This is a genomic window from Kitasatospora sp. NPDC090091 (genome assembly GCF_044747365.1).
In the GTDB taxonomy this organism is placed as follows: domain Bacteria; phylum Actinomycetota; class Actinomycetes; order Streptomycetales; family Streptomycetaceae; genus Kitasatospora.
In genome coordinates, this window is record NZ_JBIVDY010000015.1 from 33,473 (window position 1) to 45,472 (window position 12,000).

General features: G+C 73.2%; 9 protein-coding genes and 1 other RNA gene. 9 read left to right on the plus strand and 1 reads right to left on the minus strand.

The features are described from left to right. Nucleotides 1-401: 401 nt before the first annotated feature. From ACIPSC_RS25205 to prfB, 3 genes are all read left to right on the plus strand, one after another. Nucleotides 402-2,291 (plus strand): protein kinase, encoded by a 1,890-nt coding sequence (locus ACIPSC_RS25205; protein ID WP_400828334.1) that lies wholly within the window; start codon nt 402-404, stop codon nt 2,289-2,291. 224 nt (nt 2,292-2,515) lie between these two features. After that, nucleotides 2,516-3,775 carry a serine/threonine-protein kinase gene (locus tag ACIPSC_RS25210; protein ID WP_400828335.1) on the plus strand — a complete coding sequence of 420 codons (1,260 nt, stop codon included), beginning with the start codon at nt 2,516-2,518 and terminating at the stop codon, nt 3,773-3,775. 58 nt (nt 3,776-3,833) lie between these two features. Further along, a complete protein-coding gene (gene prfB / locus ACIPSC_RS25215) occupies nt 3,834-4,943 on the plus strand; it encodes a peptide chain release factor 2 (RefSeq protein ID WP_400828336.1) in 1,110 nt (369 codons plus the stop codon). A 63-nt stretch (nt 4,944-5,006) separates the two neighbouring features. On the opposite strand, the gene ACIPSC_RS25220 is transcribed toward prfB, so the two are convergent. Further along, nucleotides 5,007-5,201 (minus strand): hypothetical protein, encoded by a 195-nt coding sequence (locus tag ACIPSC_RS25220; RefSeq protein ID WP_238862823.1) that lies wholly within the window; start codon nt 5,199-5,201, stop codon nt 5,007-5,009. 349 nt (nt 5,202-5,550) lie between these two features. Between ACIPSC_RS25220 and ftsE the strand changes: the two genes are divergently transcribed. The 6 genes from ftsE (at nt 5,551) to ACIPSC_RS25250 (ending at nt 11,936) form a co-directional block, all read left to right on the plus strand. Next, entirely contained in the window at nt 5,551-6,240 is a 690-nt protein-coding gene (gene ftsE, locus ACIPSC_RS25225) for a cell division ATP-binding protein FtsE (protein ID WP_148644607.1), read from the plus strand. A 61-nt stretch (nt 6,241-6,301) separates the two neighbouring features. Continuing rightward, nucleotides 6,302-7,213 (plus strand): permease-like cell division protein FtsX, encoded by a 912-nt coding sequence (gene ftsX, locus ACIPSC_RS25230; RefSeq protein WP_238862822.1) that lies wholly within the window; start codon nt 6,302-6,304, stop codon nt 7,211-7,213. A gap of 112 nt (nt 7,214-7,325) precedes the next feature. Further along, nucleotides 7,326-8,471 (plus strand): S41 family peptidase, encoded by a 1,146-nt coding sequence (locus tag ACIPSC_RS25235; protein WP_400828337.1) that lies wholly within the window; start codon nt 7,326-7,328, stop codon nt 8,469-8,471. A gap of 44 nt (nt 8,472-8,515) precedes the next feature. Further along, entirely contained in the window at nt 8,516-8,992 is a 477-nt protein-coding gene (gene smpB, locus ACIPSC_RS25240; RefSeq protein ID WP_363571207.1) for an SsrA-binding protein SmpB, read from the plus strand. 105 nt (nt 8,993-9,097) lie between these two features. Then, nucleotides 9,098-9,479, plus strand: a transfer-messenger RNA (tmRNA) gene (gene ssrA / locus ACIPSC_RS25245). 153 nt (nt 9,480-9,632) lie between these two features. Continuing rightward, complete coding sequence (locus tag ACIPSC_RS25250) at nt 9,633-11,936, plus strand: HelD family protein (protein WP_400828338.1); 2,304 nt, start codon at nt 9,633-9,635, stop codon at nt 11,934-11,936. Nucleotides 11,937-12,000 lie beyond the last annotated feature (64 nt).

Sequence of the window (12,000 nt, forward strand, 5' to 3'; positions counted from 1 at the left end):
GTCCCTTCTGCTGGTGATGACGCCTGGTGCTGACGCCTGCTGCCCTGCCTGCCGGCGGTCGGCGCGCCGGTCGGCGGCCGTGACGGCACTGGGCCACAAGAGTGGCGAGTGTCATCCTGCCATCCGTCACCGACAGTCCGCGCACGGTACCGGATTTGACGATCTTGCGATCATCGCCATGTTGCGGGCGACGGGGAGTCAGGTCAACCGCCGCCCTCGGGCCCCGGCCCGGCGGCCTCCGGGGAGCCCGTAGGGGATGTCCCCGAGACCCGTGCGCGCCCCTCGCCGGTCACCTCAAAAACGTGAACGGACACCGTTAGAGTGGCCGGAACACGGGCCCGGCAGGCTCACCGCACCGGCGGAGGAGCGCACCGCGGCCGGCACGGCGAGGAGTGCGACAGGTGCGGCCAGTCGGCAGCAAGTATCTGCTTGAGGAGACCCTCGGACGGGGGGCCACCGGCACCGTCTGGCGCGGACGGGTGCGCGGCGACGTCGCGGTGCCGGGCAGCGAGCCGGGGCAGCAGGTGGCGATCAAGGTGCTGCGCGAAGAACTGGCGGCCGACCCGGACGTGGTGATGCGGTTCCTGCGGGAGCGCTCCCTGCTGCTGCGGCTCACCCACCCCAACATCGTCAAGGTCCGCGACCTGGTCGTCGAGGGCGAGCTGCTGGCCCTGGTGATGGACCTGATCGAGGGGCCCGACCTGGCCCGCTACCTGCGCGGCAACGGCCCGTTCAGCCCGATCGCCGGCGCCCTGCTGATGGCCCAGGTGGCCGACGCGCTGGCGGCCAGCCACGCCGACGGCATCGTCCACCGCGACCTCAAGCCGGCCAACGTGCTGCTCGCCTCCACCGTGGTGGAGGGCACCGAGCAGATGCACCCGATGCTGACCGACTTCGGCATCGCCCGGCTCGCCGACTCCCCGGGCATCACCCGCACCCACGAGTTCGTCGGCACCCCGGCGTACGTCGCGCCGGAGTCCGCCGAGGGCCGCCCGCAGACCTCCGCGGTGGACGTCTACGGCGCCGGGATCATGCTGTACGAGCTGGTCACCGGCCGGCAGCCGTTCCAGGGCGACGGCCCGCTGGCGATCCTCCAGGCCCACCTGTCCCAGGAGCCGCAGCGCCCGTCCACCATGCCCGACCCGCTCTGGGCGGTGATCGAGCGCTGCCTGCGCAAGGATCCGGCCCAGCGCCCGAGCGCCGTCTCGCTGGCCCGGGCGCTGCGCGTGGTGGCCGCCGGCGTCGGTGTGCACGCCTCCCCGGCGGCGGTGGACGCGGCCCTCGCGGTCGGAACGCTGCTGCTGCCGGACCCGCAGCCGGCCGCCGTCCCCGGCAACGCTCCGGAGGGCGCCGGCCCCCTCGGCGCGCCCGGGGCCGACGACCGCACCCAGGTGCTGCCGGCCGGGCAGCCGGGCGGGCAGTTCGACCCGGCCGCCGCGACCCGGGTGATGGGCACCCAGCCGCCGGCGGCCCCGTACGGCGCCGCCGACCGCACCCAGGTGATGCCGCCGACGGCGGTCCCCCCGACTCCGCCCGGACCGCCGCAGGCCGAGGCGCCGCACCCGTGGCAGACCCAGCTGCGGGCCGCCCGGGACCGCAACCAGCAGACCGAGATCGGCTACTTCGACCCGGCGGACTTCGACGCCCCGCAGGTCGCCCCGCCGCCCTACCAGGCCGGACAGGGCGGCCAGGCCGGCCCGCCCGGGTACCGGCCGCCGCAGCCGCCGCCGCGCGGCTACCAGCAGGCCCCGCCGCCGGGGTACGCCCAGCGCCCGCCGGTGGCCCCGCCGCCCTACCAGGCCGGGCAGGGCGGCCACGCGCCGTCCGGCGGCCGCCCGCAGCCGCCCGGCGGCTACAACCAGCCGCCGTCGCCCGGCTACCAGCAGGCCCCGCCGCCCGGGTACGGGCAGCCGCAGGGCCGCCCGGCGCAGCAGCCGCCCGGCGGCTACCAGGCCCCGCCGCCGCAGCCGGCTCCGCCCGCCGTGCCGCGCCGGGCCGAGCCGCCCGCGCCGCAGTACCGCGAGGCCCCGCAGCGCCGGGAGGCGCCGCCGGAGCCGGCCCGCCGTGAGCCCAGGCCGGCCCGCGAGCCGCGCCCGCGCAGCCGCAACCGGATGTACATCCCGGGCCTCGGCTGCCTCAAGGGCTGCCTGATGGTGCTGCTGGTGCTGGCCGTGGCGGCGGTGGCGCTGTGGAACTTCACGCCGCTGCCGGAGTACTGGGCCACTGTGCAGAGCTGGTTCCACACCGCGAGCGACTGGGTGAGCAACCTCGTCGGGAGCTCGAAGAGCTGACCCGGGGGAGTGCCGCCGGGCGGGGCACGCCGTTCCCGCTGCCCTGCCCGGCGGCAACTTTGACGCTTTGTCGACAATTCACAGGATTTCCTGCCGCCAGGACCCGCCGAGCGGCCTCAGGCGGCCCGCGGAGGGGTCCGGGGCGCGTAGGTTGGTCGCTGTTGTCCCGCCCCACCGAGCGCCCCGGACCCTCCCGGTGCGCTCCCGCCGCCCACGGAGCAGCATTGGCACGCAAGATCGGCAGCCGCTACACCGTCCACCAGGTGATCGGCCGCGGCTCGGCCGGGACGGTCTGGCTCGGCGAGGGGCCGGACGGCCCGGTGGCGGTCAAGCTGCTGCGCGAGGACCTCGCCTCCGACCAGGTGCTGGTCGGCCGCTTCGTCCAGGAGCGCGCCGCGCTGACCAGCCTCGACCACCCCCGGGTGGTCGGCGTCCGCGACATGGTCGTCGACGGCAGCGACCTCGCCCTGGTCATGGAGCTGGTCCAGGGCACCGACCTGCGCTCCCGGCTGGAGCGCGACGGCGCGCTCGCCCCGCAGACCGCCGTCTCGATCATCGCGGACGTCGCCGACGGCCTGGCCGCCGCGCACGCCGCCGGCATCGTCCACCGCGACGTCAAGCCCGAGAACGTCCTGCTCGACCTCGCCGCCGTCCCCGGCCCCGGCGGCGCCCCGCGCGCCAAGCTGACCGACTTCGGCGTGGCCCGCCTGGTCGACGCCCCGCGCCGGACCAGGGCCACCCGGATCATCGGCACCCCCGACTACCTCGCGCCCGAGATCATCGAGGGCCTGGAGCCGCGCGCGGCCGTCGACATCTACGCCCTCGCCACCGTCCTGTACGAGCTGCTGGCCGGCTTCACCCCGTTCGGCGGCGGCCACACCGGCGCGGTGCTGCGCCGCCACGTCACCGAGCAGGTGCCGCCGGTGCCCGGCCTGCCCGAAGGGCTCTGGCGGATCATCGCCGAGTGCCTGGCCAAGGCCCCGGCCTCCCGGCTGCGCGCCGCCGAGCTGGCCGACCGGCTGCGCGAGCAGCTGCCCGCGCTGGCCGGGCTGCCGGTGCTGGCGATCCCGCAGCAGGGCCGCGCCCCGGCGGAGGAGGCGCTGACCCCCGGCGAGGCGGTCTACGCCGAGGTGGACGCCGGCCCCGGCACCCACAAGCGCCGCCGCGGCCCGGCCGTCCCGCTGGTGCCCGGCGCCGCCCCCGACTCCACCCGCGACACCCACACCAGCCTGCGCCGCCCCTCCGCCGAGGAGCTGGCCTCCTACGCGGCGGAGTCCCGCGCCCAGCGCACCGCCCCCGGCGCCGCCCACCGGCGGGACCGCCAGGCCCTGCTGCGCCGCCGCCGGGTGCTGGCCGTGCTGCTGGCCGTCGTCCTGCTGCTGGCCGGTGCCGCGGCGGCCTGGACGGCCTTCGCCGCGACCGCCCCGGACGCCGGCCACCCGGCCCGTCCGGCGGTCCACTCCACCGCCCCGCGGGCCCCGTAGCGGACCGGAGGACCCCGGTGTCGTCATGACCACCCCCGGAACCATTACCCTGGGGGGCGTGGCAGCCGTCGATCCTTCCGAAGAGCTCAAGAACCTCGAAACGACCATGGGGTCGATCGAGGCCGTCCTCGACCTGGACAAGATCCGGGCCGACATCGCGCGCCTGGAGGAGGAGGCAGCCGCCCCCGACCTGTGGGACGACGTCGCGAACGCGCAGAAGGTGACCAGCCGGCTCTCCTTCCTCCAGGGCGAGCTGCGCCGGGTCGAGAACCTGCGCGGCCGAATCGAGGACCTCGGCGTCCTGTTCGAGCTCGCCGAGGCCGAGGACGACGCGGACACCCGCGTCGAGGCCGAGAACGAGCTGGCGGCCGTCAAGAAGGCGGTCGAGGAGCTGGAGGTCCGCACCCTCCTCTCCGGCGAGTACGACGCCCGCGAGGCACTGATCAACATCCGCGCCGAGGCCGGTGGCGTGGACGCCGCCGACTTCGCCGAGCAGCTGATGCGCATGTACCTGCGCTGGGCCGAGCGGCACGGGTACCCGACCGAGGTGTACGACACCTCGTACGCGGAGGAGGCCGGCATCAAGTCCGCGACCTTCACCGTCAAGGCCCCGTACGCCTACGGCACGCTCTCGGTCGAGCAGGGCACGCACCGCCTGGTCCGCATCTCGCCGTTCGACAACCAGGGCCGCCGGCAGACCTCGTTCGCCGGTGTCGAGGTCCTCCCGGTCGTCGAGCAGTCCGACCACGTCGACATCGACGAGTCGGAGCTGCGCATCGACGTGTACCGCGCCTCCGGCCCCGGCGGCCAGGGCGTCAACACGACCGACTCGGCGGTGCGCATCACGCACATCCCGACCGGCGTCGTGGTCTCCTGCCAGAACGAGCGCTCGCAGATCCAGAACAAGGCGTCCGCGATGAACGTCCTCCAGGCCAAGCTGCTGGAGCGGCGCCGCCAGGAGGAGCGGGCGGCGATGGACGCGCTCAAGGACAGCGGCAGCTCCTGGGGCAACCAGATGCGCTCCTACGTGCTGCACCCGTACCAGATGGTCAAGGACGTCCGCACCGAGTACGAGGTCGGCAACCCGCAGGGTGTGCTGGACGGCGACATCGACGGCTTCATCGAGGCCGGCATCCGCTGGCGCAAGCAGCGCGAGACCGCCGCGTAGCGGTCAGGACGTCGAAAGGGCCCCCCGACACCGGTCGGGGGGCCCTTTCGTACGTCCGATGCGTCAGGCCAGTGCCTGGCGGGCGATCAGCGCCACCGCGAGCAGTCCGGCCAGCAGGGCCAGCAGCATCGCGGGCGAGAGCGCGGCGAACGGACCGTGCTGCTCCTGCAGTCGCGCCCGGTTGGCGCGGCACACCGGGCACCGGCCCTCGCTCACGCGGCCGTTGCAGTTGGCGCACACCAGATGGTCGCAAGTCATGCGATCTCCTCCTTGCTGCTGAGCCAACGCACCGGACGGGGCTTTGGTTCCTTCTCGTGCCCTGTGCGGGGGAGCGGCCGGTCACGGCCACCACCTCCACTCTGCCAGGTTCCGGGCGTTCCGGCCCCCGCGCTGTGAGATGCCTCCTAATTTTCCGGGCATAACGGGGCATTGTCCCCCAGGTTTCGCCAAATGTCGCGGGCGGGCCCTGCGAGCCCGGTGCCGGTTCGCGTATGGTCCCAAGCCGGGAGCGGCCCTTCCGCTCCCTCCGCCCGTCCCCGGGCCGGGCGGCCCTGGGGTGGATCGACCGAGGACTGGCGCCGCCTAGGATGGCCCCCGTGATGCAGCCGTGATCAGATTCGACAACGTCTCCAAGACCTATCCCAAGCAGAATCGTCCCGCCCTGGACAACGTCTCGCTGGAGATCGAGAAGGGTGAGTTCGTCTTCCTGGTCGGCTCGTCCGGCTCGGGCAAGTCCACCTTCCTGCGCCTGTGCCTGCGCGAGGAGCGCCCCAGCACCGGCGAGGTGCACGTGCTCGGCAAGGACCTGGGCAAGCTGTCCAACTGGAAGGTGCCGCACATGCGCCGCCAGCTGGGCACCGTCTTCCAGGACTTCCGCCTGCTGCCGAACAAGACGGTCGCGCAGAACGTGGCCTTCGCCCTCGAGGTGATCGGCAAGCCCAAGAGCGCCATCAACAAGGTGGTGCCCGAGGTGCTCGACCTGGTCGGCCTCGGCGGCAAGGAGGACCGCATGCCCGGCGAGCTCTCCGGTGGTGAGCAGCAGCGCGTCGCGATCGCCAGGGCGTTCGTGAACCGCCCGATGCTGCTGATCGCGGACGAGCCCACCGGCAACCTCGACCCGCAGAACTCGGTCGGCATCATGAAGCTGCTCGACCGCATCAACCGCACCGGGACCACGGTGCTGATGGCCACGCACGACCAGGCCATCGTCGACCAGATGCGCAAGCGCGTGATCGAGCTCGACAAGGGGCTGCTGGTCCGCGACCAGGCCCGCGGCGTCTACGGGTACCAGCACTGATCCCGTAGGCCGCCGGCCGTCTCGCCAGACCAGCAGTACCGACCCTGGAGTTGTTGAACGCATGCGCGCCCAGTTCGTCCTGTCGGAGATCGGTGTGGGTCTCCGCCGCAACCTGACGATGACCATCGCGGTCGTCGTCAGCGTCGCGCTCTCCCTCGCCCTCGCCGGTGCCTCCCTCCTGGTCCGTGACCAGGTGAACTCCATGAAGGGGTACTGGTACGACAAGGTCGAGGTGAGCATCTACTTCTGCACGAAGTCGGACGCCCGCAACTCGCCGCAGTGCCAGGCGGGCGCGGCCACCGACCAGCAGATCGCCGACATCAAGTCCCAGCTGGACAAGATGGACTCGGTGGTCCAGTCGTCGACCTTCGAGAACTCGACGGAGGCGTACAAGCACTGGAAGGAGATGAACCCGGAGAACCCGCTCATCTCCGTCCTCGGCCCCGAGGCGATCCCGCAGTCCTGGCGGGTGAAGCTCAAGGACCCCACCAAGTACGACGTCATCCAGAGCGCCTTCGCCGGCAAGCCCGGCGTGAAGTCGGTCGAGGACCAGCGGAAGATCCTGGAGAACCTCTTCGGCCTGCTGAACGGTCTGCAGACCGCGGCGTTCGTGATCATGGTGCTGATGCTCTTCGTGGCCCTGCTGCTGATCGTCAACACCGTCCGGGTGTCGGCGTACAGCCGCCGGCGCGAGACGGGCATCATGCGTCTGGTCGGCGCCTCGAACTTCTACGTCCAGATGCCGTTCATCGCCGAGGCCGCGTTCGCCGCGCTGCTCGGCGCGGTCATGGCCTCCGGCCTGCTGCTCGGCGGGCACTTCTTCGTCCACAACTGGCTGGCCGACCGGGTGCAGTTCATCCACTTCATCGGGCTCGGCTCGGTGCTGGCGGTGATACCGCTGCTGGTGGTGGTCGGTATGGGCATGGCCGGCATCGCGGCCTTCTTCACCCTCCGCAAGTACCTCAAGGTCTGACCCCGCCGGCCCCGACGGCCCCGTACGGCACTGCGCCGTACGGGGCCGTCGGCGTTCCGCCGTCACCCGTTCCGGCCCGCCGCGCGGCGCGCTGCGCCTACACTCCGATGCCATGCCAGAAACTCCGCGCAGGGCACGTCAGGCGGCCACCCTCAGCCTGGTGTTCGGCGCCGTGCTGCTGGCCGGCGCCGCGGCCGGCGCCTGGGGCGACTCGGGCGCGCCCGGGCGGCGGGTGTCCGCCGACGCTGCCCCGGCCGCCGTCGCCACCCTCGCGGCCGGACAGGACCCGGCCGGCGCCGCGCTCTCCGAGCAGCAGGCCGAGCACCTGATCGGCGCCAGCGGCGACCGCTGGGGGGCCTACTACAGCGCGCAGGAGTACGCCGAGTTCAGCCAGGGCCTGGACGGCCGCTACCTGGGCGTGGGGCTCTCGGTCGGCCGCGGCCAGGACGGCGTGACCGCCGTCTCGCAGGTGCAGCCGGGCGGGCCGGCGGCCGAGGCCGGGATCGCGGCGGGCGACCGGCTGCTGCGGATCGGGACGGACCAGGCCGACCGCCTGCCGGTCACCGAGGTGGTGGCCCGGCTGCGCGGGCGCGAGGGCGAGCGCCAGGTCGGCTCGGAGGTTGTGCTGGCCGTCCAGCGCGACGAGGGCGAGGTCCGCGAGGTCCGGCTGCGCCGGGCACTGCTGGACAGCCAGCAGGTCGCGGTCGAGCGGCTGGACCGGGGCGTCGTCCGGATCGCCGTGCGGGCCTTCACCAGCGGCGTGGCCGAACAGGTGCGCGCCGCCCTGCGCGGCCCGCACTCCGGCGTGGTGCTCGACCTGCGCGGCAACTCCGGCGGGCTGGTCGAGGAGGCCGCCGGCACCGCCGCGGCCTTCCTGGACGGCGGCCCGATCGGCTCCTACCAGGAGCGCGGCGAGACCCGGGAGCTGACCGCCCCGGCCGGCGGCGACCAGCGGACCCCGCTGGTGGTGCTGGTGGACGGCGGCACCATGAGCGCGGCCGAGCTGCTCACCGGCGCCCTCCAGGACCGCAGCCGGGCCGTCGTGGTCGGCGCCCGGACCTTCGGCAAGGGCACCGTCCAGCAGCCCAGCCGGCTCGCCGACGGCGCGGTGCTGGAGCTGACCGTCGGCCGCTACTTCACGCCGTCCGGCCGGTCGCCGGAGGGCGGCGGCCTGACCCCGGACGTGCCCGCGGCCGGCACCGAGGACGCCGCGGCGCTCGCGCTGCGGGTGCTCGCCGGGCTGGGGACGCGCACCTAAAGGGGCTGCCCCGACCCGGGCGGAGGTGCGAGAATGCCCGTGTTATGGCAAAGGAAACCGGACACAAGCTGATCGCGCAGAACAAGAAGGCGCGGCACGAGTACACCATCCTCGACACCTACGAGTGCGGCCTCGTGCTCACCGGCACCGAGGTCAAGTCGCTGCGGGAGGGGCGGGCCAACCTGGTCGACGGCTACGCCTACATCCAGAACCACGAGGCGTGGATCGACAACGTCTTCATCCCCGAGTACACCCAGGGGACGTGGACCAACCACGCGGCGCGGCGCAAGCGCAAGCTGCTGCTGCACAAGCTGGAGATCCGCAAGATCGAGACCAAGGTCCGGGACGCCGGCCACACCCTGGTCCCGCTCTCGCTGTACTTCAAGGACGGCCGGGTGAAGCTCGAACTCGCGCTCGCCGTCGGCAAGAAGCTGTACGACAAGCGCCAGACGCTGCGTGAGAAGCAGGACACCCGCGAGACGGCCCGGGCCGTTGCGGCGGCCCGGCGCCGCCAGGGCTGACCCGGCGACGCGGAGTTAATCCGCTGGACCCTCGCCAGCCGCCTCGCGTACTATGGCGCCAGCAACACGGACGGCCACCGTCCGAGCTGTTTCTCAACAAAACATGGGGATGATCGGTTTCGACAGGGGACGTCGAAACAGGAGAAGCGAGCCGAGGAACGCGGCAATGATCTCGTTAACCATCTGTCGCAAACAAATAATCGCCAACTCTAAGAGCGATTCCCAGCAGTTCGCTCTCGCTGCCTAATAAGCACCGATAGCGCTTGGGTGTCAGACCGGGGAGTTCCCGACCCGGACCCTGGCATAATCTAGGGAACTCAACCGTCCGCCCGGGCTGCGGGGGTGGATGGGAAATCAAACAGCAGCTGGGCCTGTTGGCGGCTTGTCCGCGTGACCGCCAGGGCCGAGAAACTCACAGCGGACTGCGCTCGGAGAAGTCCTGAATCCACTCCACTGGACCCGGGTTCGATTCCCGGCATCTCCACCACCCCATGTTCACAGTGAAGGCCGTCCACCGCACCGCGGGGGGCGGCCTTCACGTTTTCCCGGCTCCCGGTGCGGCGCGCGGCGGGGCTGACGGCGTAGGATCTTCCGTCCGCTCGTTTCCCAGAGCCGGACTCCCGCTTCAACCACCGAGGCCATGCAGAGCAACACGGACACCACCGCCGCCACCGACTCCGAGACCGTCCGCGAGCGCGAGATCGCCGGCGAGCAGCGCCACCTCGACACGGTCTACCACCGTCTGGAGGAGAAGCTCGCCGAGGCCGAGTACATCCTGGAGGACGCCGCCAGGCGCGTGCACGTCGGCACCCCCGGCGCGCTCGCCGAGCGCGACGCCCAGGTCTACCGGGCCGGTGCGCACCTCCAGCGGCTCAACAACGAGTTCGAGGACTTCCTGTTCGGCCGGATCGACCTCCAGCAGGCCGATGCCCCGGAGGAGCACGGCATCCCCTCCAACACCCCGCTCGACCCGGCCGACCCGGCCGTCGCGGAGACCCTCCACATCGGCCGGCTCGGGGTGCTGGACGCGGAGTACGGCCCGTTGGTGATCGACTGGCGGGCGCCCGCGGCTGCGCCGTTCTACCGCTCCACCCCGGTGGAGCCGGGCCGGGTCATCCGCCGTCGGGTGATCCGCTCCAAGGGCCGCAAGGTGGTCGGCGTCGAGGACGACCTGCTCCGCCCCGACCTCACCCCCACCCTCGACGGCCGCGAGCTGGCGGTGGTCGGCGACGGCGCGCTGATGGCCTCGCTCGGCCGGGCCCGCAGCCACTCGATGCGCGACATCGTCTCGTCCATCCAGCGGGAGCAGGACGAGGTGATCCGCGCCGCCGCGGCCGGCGCCACCCTGGTCACCGGCGGCCCCGGCACCGGCAAGACCGCCGTCGCCCTGCACCGTGCCGCCTTCCTGCTCTACCAGGACCGGCGCCGCTACGCCGGGGGCATTCTGGTGGTCTCCCCGACCCCGCTGCTGGTCTCGTACACCGAGGGCGTGCTGCCCGCGCTCGGCGAGGAGGGCCAGGTCGCCATCCGCGCGGTCGGCTCGCTGGTGGACGGCATCGAGGCGGGCACCTACGACACCCCGGAGGCGGCCCGGATCAAGGGCTCGGCCCGGATGGTCCAGCTGCTGCGCCGGGCCGCCCGGGGCACGCTGGAGCTGCGCGCCCCGCAGGAGCTCAAGGTGGTCGCCCGCGGCGAGGTGCTGCGGCTGGACGCGGGCCGGCTGAAGGCCGTGCGCGGCCACGTGATCGGCTCCGGCGGCACCCCGCTGAACCTGCTGCGCCCGCGCGCCCGCCGGCTGCTGCTGGACGCGCTCTGGCAGGAGGCCACCCGGCACCTGCCCAAGCCCGCCGACCACTACGCCCGCGAGCAGCGCCAGGAGGAGAAGGAGGCGTTCGACGAGTACGTCTCGGACGAGGCGCCGTTCCTGGACTTCCTGGACGCCTGGTGGCCCGCCCTGACCCCGCGCGGGGTGCTCGGCACGCTGAAGCAGAGCCGCCACACCAACCGGATCGCCCGCCGCGCGGTCACGCCGGAGGAGGCGAAGGTGCTGGCCGCGTCCTGGCGGCACCTGGACGGCCGCGGCGAGGGCGCGCTCTCGGCGCACGACGTGGCGCTGGTGGACGAGCTCCAGGTGCTGCTCGGCGAGGCGGCCCGGCCGAAGGTCCGCGAGGTGGACGCGGTGGACCTGCTGAGCGGACTGGAGGAGGTCACCACCTTCGCCGACCGCAGCTCCAGACAGCGTGAGCGGGTGCCGGTGGAGCGCACCGAGTACGCCCACGTGATCGTCGACGAGGCGCAGGACCTCACGCCGATGCAGTGGCGGATGATCGGCCGCCGGGCCCGGACGGCCACCTGGACCATCGTCGGCGACCCGGCACAGTCCTCCTGGCCGTTCCCCCGGGAGGCGCAGGCCGCGCTGGACGAGGTGCTCTCCGGCAAGCCGCGCCGCCGCTACACGCTGACCGTGAACTACCGGAACCCGGCCGAGATCGCCGAGGTGGCGGCGAAGGTGCTGGCACTGGCCGCGCCGGGCACGCCGTCGCCGAGCGCGGTGCGCCACGTCGGCGTGGAGCCGCGGTTCGCCGCCGTCGCCGACCCCTCGCCGGAGGCCTTCGGCGCGGCGGCCCGGGCCGAGCTGGAGCGGCTGCTGGCGGAGGTGGACGGCACCGTGGCGGTCGTCGTGCCGATGGACCGCCGGGCCGAGGCGGCCGGCTGGACCGAGGGCCTGGGCGAGCGTGCGGTGGCGCTGGGCAGCCTGGAGGCCAAGGGCCTGGAGTACGACGCGACCGTGGTGGCCGACCCGACCGGGATCGCCGGTGAGTCGGAGGCCGGCCTGCGGGTGCTCTACGTGGCGCTGACCCGGGCGACCCAGCGGCTGACCGTGCTCTCCGGCCCGGACGACCTGCCGGACGCGGCCGGAGTGCCCGCGCTGCTGCACGGCTGACGGTCGGTCCGCCGGGACGGCGAAGGCCCCTCACCGATGGTGAGGGGCCTTCAGACGTTAGATG